The organism is Kitasatospora sp. NPDC058032, assembly GCF_042885845.1.
Classification (GTDB): Bacteria; Actinomycetota; Actinomycetes; order Streptomycetales; family Streptomycetaceae; genus Kitasatospora.
In genome coordinates this window covers 31,957-45,057 of record NZ_JBHVRK010000023.1, presented here as the reverse complement: position 1 = coordinate 45,057, position 13,101 = coordinate 31,957, and the positions used below count along the sequence as shown (strand labels likewise).

At 75.4% G+C, this 13,101-nt stretch carries 14 protein-coding genes; 5 read left to right on the top strand and 9 right to left on the bottom strand.

Going from position 1 to position 13,101, the window contains the following annotated elements; translation table 11 throughout:
- The first annotated feature begins 25 nt into the window (after positions 1–25).
- Complete coding sequence (locus ACFVUH_RS29340; protein WP_387916318.1) at positions 26–1,573, top strand: protein kinase; 1,548 nt, start codon at positions 26–28, stop codon at positions 1,571–1,573.
- 6 nt (positions 1,574–1,579) lie between these two features.
- Positions 1,580–1,951: a hypothetical protein gene (locus ACFVUH_RS29335; RefSeq protein WP_387916316.1), complete on the top strand. Its 372-nt coding sequence runs from the start codon at positions 1,580–1,582 to the stop codon at positions 1,949–1,951.
- Positions 1,952–1,958: 7 nt separating this feature from the next.
- Here the strand turns inward: ACFVUH_RS29335 and ACFVUH_RS29330 are convergent, their stop codons facing one another.
- From ACFVUH_RS29330 to ACFVUH_RS29315, 4 genes are all read right to left on the bottom strand, one after another.
- A complete protein-coding gene (locus ACFVUH_RS29330; protein WP_355360002.1) occupies positions 1,959–2,942 on the bottom strand; it encodes an iron-siderophore ABC transporter substrate-binding protein in 984 nt (327 codons plus the stop codon).
- A gap of 103 nt (positions 2,943–3,045) precedes the next feature.
- The gene (locus tag ACFVUH_RS29325) at positions 3,046–3,936 is read right to left on the bottom strand and encodes an ABC transporter ATP-binding protein (RefSeq protein WP_387916313.1); all 891 of its coding nucleotides are present in this window, start codon (positions 3,934–3,936) and stop codon (positions 3,046–3,048) included.
- A 15-nt stretch (positions 3,937–3,951) separates the two neighbouring features.
- Entirely contained in the window at positions 3,952–5,004 is a 1,053-nt protein-coding gene (locus ACFVUH_RS29320) for an iron ABC transporter permease (RefSeq protein ID WP_355359996.1), read from the bottom strand.
- Positions 5,001–6,029: a FecCD family ABC transporter permease gene (locus ACFVUH_RS29315; RefSeq protein WP_387916312.1), complete on the bottom strand. Its 1,029-nt coding sequence runs from the start codon at positions 6,027–6,029 to the stop codon at positions 5,001–5,003. Before ACFVUH_RS29315 ends, ACFVUH_RS29320 begins: the two co-directional genes overlap by 4 nt.
- Before the next feature lie 100 nt (positions 6,030–6,129).
- Here ACFVUH_RS29315 and ACFVUH_RS29310 point away from each other — a divergent pair, with 100 nt between their 5' ends.
- Positions 6,130–6,765 (top strand): HAD family hydrolase, encoded by a 636-nt coding sequence (locus ACFVUH_RS29310; RefSeq protein WP_355359990.1) that lies wholly within the window; start codon positions 6,130–6,132, stop codon positions 6,763–6,765.
- On the opposite strand, the gene ACFVUH_RS29305 is transcribed toward ACFVUH_RS29310, so the two are convergent.
- Positions 6,766–7,002, bottom strand: a complete 237-nt coding sequence (locus tag ACFVUH_RS29305; RefSeq protein ID WP_355359987.1) for a hypothetical protein — start codon at positions 7,000–7,002, stop codon at positions 6,766–6,768.
- Between the two features lie 470 nt (positions 7,003–7,472).
- Between ACFVUH_RS29305 and ACFVUH_RS29300 the strand changes: the two genes are divergently transcribed.
- The gene (locus ACFVUH_RS29300) at positions 7,473–7,856 is read left to right on the top strand and encodes a cold-shock protein (RefSeq protein WP_350541364.1); all 384 of its coding nucleotides are present in this window, start codon (positions 7,473–7,475) and stop codon (positions 7,854–7,856) included.
- An 18-nt stretch (positions 7,857–7,874) separates the two neighbouring features.
- Here the strand turns inward: ACFVUH_RS29300 and ACFVUH_RS29295 are convergent, their stop codons facing one another.
- From ACFVUH_RS29295 to ACFVUH_RS29280, 4 genes are all read right to left on the bottom strand, one after another.
- The gene (locus ACFVUH_RS29295; RefSeq protein ID WP_387916311.1) at positions 7,875–8,720 is read right to left on the bottom strand and encodes a 1,4-dihydroxy-6-naphthoate synthase; all 846 of its coding nucleotides are present in this window, start codon (positions 8,718–8,720) and stop codon (positions 7,875–7,877) included.
- The gene (locus ACFVUH_RS29290; RefSeq protein ID WP_355359981.1) at positions 8,713–9,486 is read right to left on the bottom strand and encodes a futalosine hydrolase; all 774 of its coding nucleotides are present in this window, start codon (positions 9,484–9,486) and stop codon (positions 8,713–8,715) included. The genes ACFVUH_RS29295 and ACFVUH_RS29290 overlap by 8 nt, the downstream gene beginning before the upstream one ends.
- A 10-nt stretch (positions 9,487–9,496) precedes the next feature.
- Complete coding sequence (locus tag ACFVUH_RS29285) at positions 9,497–10,030, bottom strand: hypothetical protein (RefSeq protein WP_387916310.1); 534 nt, start codon at positions 10,028–10,030, stop codon at positions 9,497–9,499.
- 74 nt (positions 10,031–10,104) lie between these two features.
- On the bottom strand, positions 10,105–11,481 hold the full coding sequence (locus tag ACFVUH_RS29280; RefSeq protein WP_387916378.1) for an MFS transporter: 1,377 nt from the start codon (positions 11,479–11,481) through the stop codon (positions 10,105–10,107).
- Between the two features lie 599 nt (positions 11,482–12,080).
- On the opposite strand from ACFVUH_RS29280, the gene ACFVUH_RS29275 reads away from it, so the two are divergent.
- A complete protein-coding gene (locus ACFVUH_RS29275; RefSeq protein ID WP_355360892.1) occupies positions 12,081–12,962 on the top strand; it encodes a DUF3027 domain-containing protein in 882 nt (293 codons plus the stop codon).
- Positions 12,963–13,101 lie beyond the last annotated feature (139 nt).

Genomic DNA, 13,101 nt, shown 5'->3' with positions numbered 1-13,101 from the left:
GGGCCTCTGAGGGGAGCGGTTCCAGGTGATCGGACGCGCGCTGAACGGGCGCTACGAACTCGTCGAGATACTCGGTGTCGGCGGCATGGCCACGGTCTGGCGCGGAGTGGACCACGTGCTGGGCCGTCAGGTGGCCGTCAAGGTCCTCAACGGGGGCCTCGCCGACGACCCGCGGTTCGCCGAGCGGTTCGGCCGCGAGGCGCAGCACGCCGCGATGCTGGTCCACCCGAGGATCGTCATGGTCTTCGACTCCGGGGTCGACCAGGGCTCGCCGTACATCGTGATGGAGCTGGTGCACGGCCGCTCACTGGCCGCGCTGCTGGCCCAGCGGCCGGTCCTGCCGGTCGAGCAGGCGGTCGGGATCGCGGCCGCGGTCTGCGAGGGGCTGGCCCACGCGCACGCGGCGGGCCTGGTGCACCGGGACATCAAGCCCGGCAACATCATGATCACCGACGACGGCGGGGTGAAGGTCGTCGACTTCGGCATCGCCCGGGCGGGCTCCTCGCACAACCTCACCCAGACCGCCTCGGTGCTCGGCACGGCCGCCTACCTGTCGCCCGAGCAGGCCACCGCGAGTCCGCTGGACGGCCGCACCGACCTCTACGCGGTCGGCTGCGTGCTGACCGAAATGCTCACCGGCGCGCCGCCGTTCGCCGCCGAGACGCCGGTGGCGATCGCCTACAAGCACGTCGGCGAGCAGCCGCTGCCGCCCTCGGCTCGGCGTCCCGGCCTGCCGCCCGCGCTGGACGCGGCGGTGCTGCGGCTGCTCGCCAAGCACCCGGCCGGCCGTCCGGCGGACGCCCTCGCGGCGCGGGCCGAGCTGCTGGCCTGCGCCCCGGGGTCGGTGCCCGCCGACCCGACCACCGAACTGCTCGCCGCCGCCCCGCTGCCGCCCGCCCACCTCGCCGTTCCCGGGCCGGACCAGCAGCACACCACCCTGCTGCCGCCCCAGCCGGCGCCGCCGGCCCCCACCTCGGTGATGGCGCCGATCCCGGCGGCCCCGGCGCCGATGGCGGAGCCCGAGCGGGAGAGCCGCCGCAAGCCGATCGTGCTCGGCGCCCTCGGCCTGGCCGGTGTCGCCGGCGCCGCGGTGCTCGCGCTCACCGCCTTCGACGACCCGGCCACCCCCGCCGCCGCGCCGTCCGCCCGTCCCACCGCGAGCGCCCCCGCCGCCCCGCCGTCCACTCCCGCCGCGACCCCGACCCCGACGCCCACCCCGACCGCCACCACCCCGTCGGCCCGGCCGACCCCGACGGCGCCCGCCACCACCCCGGCCCCGCACGACCCGGCGCCGCTGGTCCAGATCAACGCCCTGCGGCAGAGCATCGCGCAGACCCAGGTGGAGAAGGAGCGCGCTCGTCAGATCGACCTGCTGCGCACCCTCGACGAGGCCACCGCCCGTCTCAACGAGGGCCGGCCCGACGACGCCGCCGCCCGCTTGAAGGGCGCCCAGCGGACCGTCCGCGACCTCGCCAAGAAGCACGCCATCGACGGTCCGACGTACCAGAACTGGAACTCCGGCCTCTCCTCGCTCATCACCTCCCTCAACGCCGTCGCCGACCAGGAGGACTGACCCGCCATGAGCACGCACCACGAGGTCTTCGTCGAGCGCGCCGAAGGCGTCTCCCACGATCAGCTGGTCGCGGACGTCGAGGCCGCCTGCGGCGTGCCCCTGCTCCCGAGCGGGAACGAGTTCGACGACCGGTACGCGGGGTTCGACCGCACGAAGGTCTGGCTGGCGTTCTCCCACGAGTTCGAGGAGGACAAGGGCATCCCCTTCGAGCGCTACGACTCCTACCTCGACGTGAAGGACGTCGACGGCGACCTGGTCCGCCAGGAGGCCGCGGCCCGCCGCTTCTACGACGCCCTCGCCGCCACCGGCCGCTACCGGCTCGCCCTGGTGCTCGACGTCCAGCGCCTGATCCTGGCGACGGACCTCCCGCGCGCCTGAGCCCCGGTCAGGCGCCGAGGAAGCGCTGGAGCTGCTGGAGGACGTAGTTGGCGCCGGTGTAGCCGATCCCCTGGAACCACAGCTGGTCGTCGACGGGGAAGGCGCGGTGCGCCCTGACAGCCTCCAGGGACTGCCAGGCGGGGCTCGCCAGGGTGGCGTTGAGGCCGTTGCGGTCCGGGTCGCCGTAGTCGGCGTAGAGGAGCAGGTCGCCGTCGGCCCTGGCGAGCTGGTCGGGCGGGAGCTCGATGTCGGACTGGTCGGTGTTCTGGGCGTCCGGGCGGCCGAGGCCGGCGTCGGTGAGCACGGACCCCGGGAAGTTCTGCTTGCCGAAGAGCCGGATCCCGCCGCCCTCGACGAAGCGGAGCAGGCTGACCTTCCGGCCGCCCGCCTTGGCGTCCGCCAGCGCGGTCACCACTTGGTTGACGTGCCGCTGGTACGAGGTCGCGAAGGCCGTCGCCGCGGCCTGGCGGCTCAGCGCCTGGGCGTGGGTCTGGACGTTGGCCTTCCAGGGCGCGCCGGTGGTCTGGGTGAGCACGGTCGGGGCGATCGCCCGCAGCTCGTCGTACCGGTCGCCGTCGCGGGCCTGGTTGGACAGGATGAGGTCGGGCCGCAGGGCGCGGACCGCGGCGAGGTCCGGGGAGCCGGCCGGGCCGACGTAGGCGGTCCGGGCGAGCCGGGAGGCGGGCCAGTAGTCGGGGAAGCCCCGGTCCGCCGCGGGCCGGGCCGCGCCGACCGGGGTGATGCCGAGGGTGAGCGCGGAGTCCAGTTCGGCGGTGTCCAGGGTGACCACCCGCATCGGCGCGCCGGGCACGGTGACCGGTCCGGTGGCGGTGGCCACGGTGACGTCCGGCAGCGGGGTGGGGGAGGGGGTCTCGCCGGCCGTGAGCCCGGGCGGCGAGGGCGCGGTGCGGTGCGTGGTGCAGCCGGTGAGCGCGGTGCCGCCGAGCCCGCCGAGCGCGGTCAGCAGGGTGCGGCGGGTGAGCGGGGACATCGGCACCTCGGACGACGGGGGCGGGCGGGCACGGCGCGTCGATTATGTCCGAATTGGTGCGTAATCGGTGCGTAAAACATCGCTACGTGTCCGCCCCGGCCCGCTACGCGTCCGCCGCGGCCCGTTGTGCCTGCGCCCCGGCCGTCCACGGCGCGCCCGGCACCACCAGCGGCGTCCCGGTCACCGGATCCGGCACCACCACCGACTCCAGCCCGAACACCTCGCGCACCAGCTCCGCCGTCACCACCTCGGCCGGCGGGCCCTGCGCGACGATCCGGCCCTCCCGCATCGCCACCAGGTGGTCCGCGTACCGGGCGGCCTGGTTGAGGTCGTGCAGCACCGCGACGATCGTCCGCCCGCGCTCCACGTTCAGCCGGCGCACCAGGTCCAGCACCTCCACCTGGTGCGCGATGTCCAGGAAGGTGGTCGGCTCGTCGAGCAGCAGGATGTCGGTGCCCTGGGCGAGCGCCATGGCGATCCACACCCGCTGCCGTTGCCCGCCGGACAGCTCGTCCACCCCGCGCTCGGCCAGCTCGGCCGTCGAGGTGCGCTCCAGCGCCTCCGCGACCGCCTCCTCGTCCTGCGCCGACCACTGCTGCCACCAGCTCTGGTGCGGCTGGCGGCCGCGCGCCACCAGGTCGGCCACCGCGATGCCCTCGGGGGCGCTCGGCGACTGCGGCAGCAGCCCGATCCGCCGGGCGATCTGCTTGGTGGGGACGCGCGCCAGTTCCTCGCCGTCCAGCAGCACCGCGCCGCGAACCGGCTTCAGCAGCCGGCCCAGCGCACGCAGCAGGGTGGACTTGCCGCAGGCGTTCGGCCCGACGATCACCGTGACCTTCCCGTCCGGGATCCGCAGCGAGAGCTTCTCGGCGACGGTCCGCGCCTCGTAGGCGAGGGTCAGCTCCCGGGCTTCCAGGCGGTGGGCGGACGCCCGCCCGGCGGCCCCGGCGGACTCGGTGTGGACGGCATCGACGGACTCGGCGTCGGCGGGCATCGGGACCTCCACGACTCAGGAACCTCCACGGCGGGAGCGGATCAGCAGCCACATCAGGTACGGCGCGCCGACCAGCCCGGTCACCACGCCGACCGGCAGCTCGGTGGGCGCCAGCAGCCGACGGGCCAGCAGGTCGGCCAGCACGACCACCAGTGCCCCGGTGAGCGCCGAGCAGAACAGCGGGATCTGCGCCGAGCGGGCCAGCCGCACGGCGATCTGCGGGGCCATCAGCGCGACGAAGTCCACCGGCCCGGCCGCCCCGGCCGCGCAGGAGGCGAGCACCACGCCGAGCAGTGCCATGCCCAGCCGGATCCGGTTCAGCCGCAGCCCGAGGCCGACGGCGGTGGCGTCGTCGAAGGAGATCGAGCGCTGCGCCCGCGCCGCCCACAGCGCCACCGGGACGGCGGCCAGCAGCACCCAGGCGAGCCAGCCGGCCTGGTCGTAGCCGGAGCCGTTCAGGCTGCCGGTCATCCACACCTTGGCGGCCTGCGCCTGGAAGCCGTCGCCCTTGGTGAGGAACACCGAGGTCAGCGAGGAGAGCGCGACGGAGATGCCGATGCCGATCAGGACGAAGCGCTGGGCGTGCAGTCCGCGCCGCCAGGCCAGCAGGTAGACCAGCACGCCCGCCGCGAGCCCTCCCGCGACGGCGGCGTACGGCACCTGGCCGGTGGAGCCGACCACGCCGTACGCCAGCAGGCCGACCACGGTGGCGGTGGCGCCCCAGGAGACGCCGACCACGTCCGGGCTGGCCAGCGGATTGCGGGCGACGGTCTGGATCAGCGCGCCGGCCAGCCCGAGCGCGGTGCCCACCAGCAGGCCGACCACCACCCGGGGCAGCCGGAACTCGCCCACCACCAGCTCGTGCGGGCTCGGCTGCCCGAACACCACCTTCAGCACCTCGCCGGGCGCCACCGTGGACTCGCCCAGGCAGAGCGAGGCGACGACGGTGGCGGCCAGCGCCACCAGCAGGCCGAGCGCCGCGTACGCCGAGCGCCGGTGCAGCAGGAAGGAGGCGCCCCGGGCGCGCACCACGGTGTAGCCGCGCAGCGGAACCGTCGGGGCCGTCACGCCGCCACCACCTTCCGCCGCCGGACCAGCGCGACCAGCACCGGCACACCGACCAGCGCGGTCATCACCCCGGCGGGCACCTCGGAGGGCGGGAACAGCACCCGGCCGAGCGTGTCGGCGAGCAGCAGCAGCGCCGGGCCGAGCACGGCGGAGAGCGTGAGCACCCAGCGGTGGTCGGCGCCGGCCACCGCGCGGGCGGCGTGCGGCACGGCCAGGCCGACGAAGGCGACCGGCCCGGCCGCGGCGACCGCCGAGCCGGTCAGCACGGTGGCGCCGAGCGCGCCGACGGCCCGCACCAGCCCGGTCTTCGCGCCGAGCCCCTTGGCGGTGTCGTCGCCGAGCGCCAGCGCGTCCAGTCCGCGCGCCACCGCGAACACCAGCACCGTGCCGACGGCCAGGAACGGCAGCAGCTGCCAGGCGACGTCCGCGGTGCGGCCGGAGAGCGAGCCGACGTGCCAGAACCGGAACTGGTCCATCGCGGCCGCGTCGGTGGTGAGCACCAGGGTGTTGAGCGAGGCGATGAACGCGGACACCGCCGAGCCGGCCAGCGCCAGCTTGACCGGCGTCGCCCCGCCCCGGCCGCGGCCGGCCAGCCCGTACACCACCACGGTGGCGATCACCGCGCCGGCGAAGCCGAACCAGACGTACCCGGTGAGCGTGGAGATCCCGAACGCGGAGATCGCCAGCACCACGCCGGCCGCCGCGCCCTGGCTGACGCCGAGGATGCCGGGGTCGGCGATCGGGTTGCGGGTGATGCCCTGCATGACGGTGCCGGCCAGGCCGAGCGCCGCGCCGACCGCGAGGCCGACGACGGTGCGCGGCACCCGCAGCTCGCGGATCACGACGGCGTTGGTGGTGTCCCCGCCGTGCAGCAGGGCGTCGACGGTGTCGCCGAACGGGATGTTCCGGCTGCCGACCGCCAGGCTCAGCAGCACCGCGGCGGCCAGCACGGCCAGCGCGGCGGCGAGCCACAGGATGCGGCGGCGCAGCAGGCGGGCTCTGCCGGGCGCGGTGGTGTCGGTCATGGCTCTCTCTCGCAGATAGCTGAGGCAAACCTAAGTTCCCCGTCGAAGCCGGGGCAAATCGTTCCTTCGGTCCGGCCCGGCCGTTGGATAGCCTGGCGGCATGCCTGTGACCTCGGACGCCCCGCTCACCGTCGGCTTCGACCTCGACATGACGCTGCTGGACACCCGGCCCGGCATCCGCGCCACCTACCTGGCGCTGTCGGCCGAGACCGGGACCGCCATCGACGCCGACCTGGCGGTCACCCGGCTCGGGCCGCCGCTCCTCCACGAACTGCGCAACTGGTTCCCGGAGGAGCGGCTGGAGGAGGTCGCGGACCGCTACCGCACGCTGTACCGGGACCACGCGTTCGCGCCGACGGTCGCGCTGCCCGGCGCGCACGCCGCCCTGGACGCGGTCCGCGCGCACGGCGGCCGGGTCACGGTGGTCACCGGCAAGTACGAGCCGAACGCCCGGCTCCACCTGGAGCACGCGGGCCTGCGGGCGGACGCGGTGGCCGGCGACCGCTGGGCGGAGACCAAGGGCGAGGCGCTGCGCGAGCACGGTGCCACCGTCTACGTCGGCGACCACCTCGGCGACATCCGGGGCGCCCGGCACGCGGACGCCCTCGCGGTGGCGGTGGCCACCGGCCCGTACGGCGTCGAGGAACTGCGGGCGGCGGGCGCGGACGCGGTGCTGCCCGACCTCACCGCCTTCCCGGCCTGGCTGGCCGGGCACCTGGCCGCGGCCAGGCCCTGACTAGGCGTTCGCGCGGGCCCGGCGGCGCTGGGAGCGCGCGGAGAGCAGCAGACCGGTGAGGGCGAGCAGGAAGCCCAGCGGCATCAGCATGCTCAGCCAGTAGGCGGCCGTGGGCAGCGGTGTCAGGTGCAGGAACAGCGGGACGAAGGTGACGAGCGTGGCGAGCGCGCCGAGCCCGAAGACGATCGTCCCGGCCTTGACGCAGGCCTCGCCGCGGTCGGTGCTCTGGCTGCTCACGGGGTCTGCTCCTCTGTGGCCGGGACGGCGGGTTCGGCTGCCGTCCCAGTCTCGCAGAGGCCGCCGGCGGCCGTTCCCGCGCGGCCGCCACGAGGGCGGGCGGTCCCGTCACGTTGCGCAGTTTTCCGGGCGCTGGGAGTTTTGATCCCTGCTGGGCGGGGGTATGCAGGCTGTGCCGAGGGGCGCGATCAGTGCGCCCCGTTCTCTCCGACCGGGGGTGCGAGCCTGTGGACAGCGCCGAGCCGCGCCCCGGCCGTGCCGGTTCCGGGCCGCCCGTGGCCGCCGGAGTTCCGGACGGATCTTGTGCGGAACGCGGATGAGACAGTGACGGACCGTTAGTCTGCTCCTTACAGCGTGCTGACCGTGCGCGCCCCTGCGGCGTGTCCCCCCGGGCCGGCCCGCTCTTCCACCACCCAGTGATCCCCGGCCAGGGCCGGGATCCCTCACACCCACATCGAGGACTGTTCGAGATGCCCACCGGCCAGGTCAAGTGGTTCAACGAGACGAAGGGCTTCGGCTTCCTGTCGCGCGACGACGGCGGCGACGTCTTCGTCCACACCAAGGCGCTGCCCGCCGGGATCACGTCGCTGAAGCCGGGCCAGCGGGTCGAGTTCGGCGTGGTCGCGGGGCACCGCGGCGACCAGGCGATGCAGGTCCAGCTGCTGGACGCGCTGCCGTCGGTGGCCGCCGCCCAGCGCAAGAGCCCGGACGACATGGCGGCGCTCGTCCAGGACCTCATCACGATGATGGACGCCGTACTGCCGGGCCTGCAGCACGGCCGCTACCCGGCCAAGCCGGCCGGACAGAAGCTCGCCGTGCTGCTGCGCGGGGTGGCCGACCAGTTCGACGTGTAGGGGCCTTCGCGGCGGGGCTCAGAAGTCCAGCGCACCCGGGCCGAGCGGCGGTACCAGTCCCTCCGCGGCGGCCCGGGTGAGCAGCGCGCGCACGGCCGCGTGCCCCTCCTCGCCGAGGTCCGCGGTGAACTCGTTGACGTACAGCGCGATGTGCCGGGCCGCGACGTCCGGGTCCATCTCCTGGGCGTGCTCCAGCACGTACCCGCGGCTGGCCTCCGGGTCGTCCCAGGCCTGCCGGACGGAGCCGCGGATCGCCTCGGTGAGCGCCCGCAGCCGCTCCGCGCCCAGCGAGCGCCGGGCGATGATCGCGCCCAGCGGGATCGGCAGGCCGGTCTCCCGCTCCCAGGCCTCGCCCATGTCGGCGAGGCAGCGCAGGCCGTACTCCTGGTAGGTGAAGCGGGCCTCGTGGATGACCAGGCCGGCGTCCACCCGGCCGTCCCGGACGGCGGGCATGATCTCGTGGAACGGCAGCACCACGACCTCGCCCAGGCCGCCGGGCACCGCCCGGGCCGCCCAGAGCCGGAACAGCAGGTAGGCGGTGGACCGCTCGGAGGGGACGGCCACCGTCCTGCCGCTCAGGTCGTCGCCGCTCTCCGGGCGGGTCAGCACCAGCGGGCCGCAGCCGCGTCCGAGCGCGCCGCCGCAGGGCAGCAGGGTGTACTCGTCCAGCACCCAGGGCAGGGCGGCGTAGCTGACCTTGAGGACGTCCAGCTCGCCGCGCTCGGCCAGGCCGTTGGTGACGTCGATGTCGGCGAAGGTGACCTCGGGGGCCTCCGCGCCCGGGACCAGACCGTGCGACCAGGCGTGGAAGACGAAGGTGTCGTTCGGGCAGGGCGAGTACGCGATGCTCAGCCGTTCAGCCACGGCCGGCCTCCTTCACTAGCGCGGGGTGGGGCAGGACGGCGAACGCGCGCTCCAGCGCGGCCAGCGCCTCGCCGATCCGCCAGGCGGACCGGTCGCGCGGGCCCACGGCGTTGGAGACGGTCCGCAGCTCGAACGACGGTACGCCGTGCCGGGCGGCGGCCTCGGCGACGCCGAAGCCCTCCATCGCCTCGGCCACCGCGTCCGGGTGGCGGGCGGTCAGGGCGGCGGCGCGCGCCGCGCTGCCGGTCACCGTCGAGACGGTCAGCACCGTCCCGGCGACCGCGCCCGAGGCCTCGGCGGCCAGGGTCTCGACGGCCAGCGCCACGGCGGCCGGCGGCGGGGTGTGCCGGACGGTCCCGAAGCCCAGCTCGGTCACGTCGGCGAAGCCCTCGGGGGTCTCGGCGCCCAGGTCGGCGGCGACGATGCCGGTGGCGACCACGGTCGTGCCGATCGGCGCCCGGGGGGCGAAACCGCCGGCGATCCCGGCCGAGAGGACCAGGTCGTAGCGGGCGGCGGTGAGCGCGGTGGCGGCGGCGGCCGCAGCGGCGCCCGGGCCGACCCCGCCGGCCAGCACGTCCACCGTCACACCCGAGGAGTGCGCAACCCGGTCCAGCACCCCGCCCGGCAGCGCCACCCGCTCCGCAGGGGCCCCGGCGGCGGCGCCCAGGCCGCGCAGCACGGCGTCGGCCTCGGCCGGCACCGCGACGACGACGAGCAGCCGGGCCCGCGCGGGGTCCGACTGCTCGTCGGGAAGTCGTGCCGTCACCGGACGACCGTCAGCTGTCCTGGGTGTTCAGCTGGAAGTACCACACGGCGTAGATCGACTCGGGCGCCTTCGGGTCGGTCTCGACCACGGTGATCAGGGTCTTGCCGGAGGCGTTCAGCGCCTTGCCGGCCGGGACGGCGCCCGAGAAGGTGGCGTTGCGCGCCGCCGAGGCCAGGATGAACCGGCCGCCCTGGCCCTGCTGGCCGCCGTTGGTGTTGGCCCACCAGCCGCGGTCCGCCACGTCCGGGCTGACACCGATGCCGATCCGGTCGCTGACGACCACGTCGGACGAGGGGATGGTGCCGGCTTCCAGGGCCTTGCCGGCCCTGTCCTGGCACTCCTCCTGCTGCTGGTCGGTCAGCGGCTGGCCGCCGTTGAAGCAGAACGGGTCGTGCGCCTGCGACGAGTTGCCCACCAGCAGGGTGGCGCGGTGGTCGCTGATCTCGTGCTGGTTCGACGCGTACGCGATGGACCCGCCGACCGTGCCGGCGGCGATGACGACGACGGCGCCGAGGCCGGCGACTGCGCGGGTGCTGAGGCTCATGCGTCAGAGGCTACCGGGCTTTCGCGATCACGCTACGCGGGGGTCGGCAACGTGTTGCCTCCGGAGCGCAGGACTCAGGCCACCCGGGGCGCGGCCGGGCGGGTGCGCAGCCCGACCCGCAGGAGCGAGCGCAGCGTCCAGAGCAGCACCGCGCCGACCACCGCGGCGGCCACCGACAGGCCCAGCGTGCCGTTCAGCGGCAGCAGGATGCCGACCGCGCCGCCCGCCACCCAGGACAGCTGGAGCGCCGTCTCCGAGCGGGCGAAGGCGGAGGTCCGCACCGACTCGGGGACGTCCCGCTGGATCAGCGCGTCCAGCGACAGCTTGCCGAGCGAGGCCGCCAGCCCGGCCGTCCCGGCGACCGCCACCACCGTCACCGTGCCGTACCAGAGCGCGGCGGCGGCCGTGGCGCAGCAGGCCAGCAGCAGCATCGCGGTGACCGTCAGCTCCGGGCCGCGGGGCCGCAGCCAGGAGCCGAGCACCGAGCCGAGCGCGTTGCCCGTGCCGGCGGCCAGTGCCACCAGGCCGAGCGCGAGGGTCGGCCGCAGGCCGCCGACCGGCTCGTCGCGGAGCAGGAACGCCAGGAACAGCACCAGGAAGCCGACCAGCCAGCGCATCGCCGCCATCGCGCGCAGCGCCAGGATCACCGAAGGGCCGACGGTGCGCAGCGAGGCCTTGGGCCGCTGCGCGGCGGGCGCCGTCCCGTCCTCGTCGCCGGGCGGCACGCCGTAGTGGCCCGTCGGGTGCTCCTCGGCGTGCAGCACGGCGCGCTGCTCGCCCTTGGCGGAGTCCACCGCGTGCGGCAGGTGGAAGGCCATCAGGGTGCCCGCCACGAAGACCAGGAAGGCACCGCGCAGCGGCCAGCCGGGACCGATGAGGTGCAGCAGTCCGCCGACGCCGGCCGCGACCATGGTGGCCAGCAGCCCGGCCAGGGTGACCCGGGAGTTCGCCTTCACCAGGGAGAGCCGGCTGGGCAGCAGCCGGGGCACCACCACGCTGCGCACCACCCCGTACGCCTTGGAGGCGACCAGCACGCCGAGCGCCTCCGGGTAGAGCGCCAGCCCGCCGCCGGCCACCACGCCGGCCATCGTCCAGGCGAGCACCGCGCGGGCCAGCATCGACGTCGCCACCGCGGCCCGGCGGCCGTGCGGCAGACGGTCCAGCAGCGGGCCGATCACCGGGGCGAGCAGGGCGAACGGCGCCATCGTGACCAGCAGGTAGAGCGCCACCCGGCCGCGGGCCTCGCCGGTGGGCACCGAGAAGAAGATGGTCGAGGCGAGCGCCACGGTGATCAGCATGTCGCCGAAGGCGTTCAGCGCGTGCAGTTCGATGAGCTTGGCCAGGCCCGACTCGCCGGCGCCCTCGGCGGCGGTGGCCCGGCGGATCCGGCGGCCGGTGCCGTGCACCACCTTGCCGGTGCGGGAGCCGGCGGCGGAGGCGGTGCGGACCAGGAAGTGCCGGGGCGGCTCGTTCTCCTCCCCGGCCTCCTCCCCGGCGTCCTCCTCGACGAGCGGTGCGGTGGAGCCGAGCGGCACGGCCGGTTCGAGTGGTTCGGCCGGTTCGGATGGTTCGGAGGGCTCGGCGGCGGGCAGTGACGAGGGGTCCACCGACCGCGGTTCGTTCGCGGAGTGGACCGGAGGCTGCTGTCGCGGCAGCGCGTTCGCCTCGTCCGGACCGTCGGTCTGCGAGGCGCGCACTGCGTGCTGCGACGGGTTCTCGTCCGCCACAAGCCCATCCTGCCCCACATTCGGGACGACAACGCGGGATTCCGCTCCGCGCCGCGCTGCCGACGCCCCGCGTTCCTGTTCCGGACGTCCCAGAGCCACTCCGGACGCCCCGGACTGTGCCGGGCGGCCGACCGGCGGGTAGCCTGCCCAAGGTCTGCCCGAGGGCCCGACCGGCGCCGGCGGACCAGACGAGCGGCGCGGCCGGTATCCGCGGCGGCCCGCGGTCGCGCAGAATGGACGAGGGAAACCGAGCCGCGACGGAACAGGCAACTCGCCGTGGGCGACAGAAGAACTGGGAGAGAATCGACGCCGTGAGTGCTGCGATGCGAAGCCGTACCCCTGATCGGCTCTGTGCCGAGGCCGTCGAACTCGCCCGCCAGGCCGCCGAGGACGCCGTCGGCGCCGAGACCGTCGGGGCCCACCTGGGTGTCCAGGCCGAGGCCGACCGGGTCGTCACCCACACCTTCGAGTGCCTGGACGCGGCCTACCGGGGCTGGCACTGGGCCGTGACGGTGGCCCGCGCCCCGCGCGCCAAGAACGTGACGCTGGACGAGGTCGTGCTGCTGCCCGGCGCCGACGCGATCCTCGCCCCGCAGTGGGTGCCGTGGAGCGAGCGGCTGCGCCCGGGCGACATGGGCCCCGGGGACCTGCTCCCCACCGACGCCGACGACCTGCGCCTGGAGCCGGGCTGGACCGGCGAGGACGAGCCCGCGCCGAACTCCGCGGTGGCCCAGGCCGCGCAGGAGGACGTGCTGGTCTCCGACCTGGACGTCCAGCCGGCGCCGGGTCGTGCCCAGATCAGCGCCGTCGCCGACGAGCTGGGCATGGGCCGCAGCCGGGTGCTCTCCCGGCTGGGCATGCACCTGGCCGCCGACCGCTGGGAGAAGGCGCACGGCCCGCAGACGCCGATGGCGCAGTCCGCCCCGGCCTCCTGCGTCAGCTGCGGCTTCCTGATCCCGATCGGCGGCACGCTCGGCCAGGCCTTCGGCGTCTGCGGCAACGAGTTCGGTCCGGCCGACGGCCAGATCGTCTCCTTCGCCTACGGCTGCGGCGGGCACTCCGAGGCGGCCGTCATCCCGGCCCCGCCGGCGCCCGCCGAGCTGATCCTGGACGAGCTGGTGGTCGAGCCGCTGCCGCTGCACCCGGACCGGCTCTCCGGCTCGGTCGAGCCGGACGCGCCCACCGAGGAGCTCGGCCACTCCTGAGCACCGTCGCCCTCCGGCGGGCCCCCCCCCCCCCGGGGGGGGGCCCCCCCCCCCCCCCCCCCGGGCGGGGGGGGGGGCGGCGGGGGGGGGGGGGGTGAAAAAACAGGCCCGGGCCCCCGCAGGATGAGGGGTGTAGAGC

Bases quoted from the DNA above. Each gene is read 5' to 3' on its own strand.
- ACFVUH_RS29300 (WP_350541364.1), top strand. From the start codon at position 7,473: ATGCCCACCGGCCAGGTCAAGTGGTTCAACGAGACGAAGGGCTTCGGC.
- ACFVUH_RS29275 (WP_355360892.1), top strand. From the start codon at position 12,081: ATGCGAAGCCGTACCCCTGATCGGCTCTGTGCCGAGGCCGTCGAACTC.
- ACFVUH_RS29325 (WP_387916313.1), bottom strand. From the start codon at position 3,936: ATGCCCGCCGACGCCGAGTCCGTCGATGCCGTCCACACCGAGTCCGCC.
- ACFVUH_RS29335 (WP_387916316.1), top strand. From the start codon at position 1,580: ATGAGCACGCACCACGAGGTCTTCGTCGAGCGCGCCGAAGGCGTCTCC.
- ACFVUH_RS29330 (WP_355360002.1), bottom strand. From the start codon at position 2,942: ATGTCCCCGCTCACCCGCCGCACCCTGCTGACCGCGCTCGGCGGGCTC.
- ACFVUH_RS29315 (WP_387916312.1), bottom strand. From the start codon at position 6,029: ATGACCGACACCACCGCGCCCGGCAGAGCCCGCCTGCTGCGCCGCCGC.
- ACFVUH_RS29285 (WP_387916310.1), bottom strand. From the start codon at position 10,030: ATGAGCCTCAGCACCCGCGCAGTCGCCGGCCTCGGCGCCGTCGTCGTC.
- ACFVUH_RS29310 (WP_355359990.1), top strand. From the start codon at position 6,130: ATGCCTGTGACCTCGGACGCCCCGCTCACCGTCGGCTTCGACCTCGAC.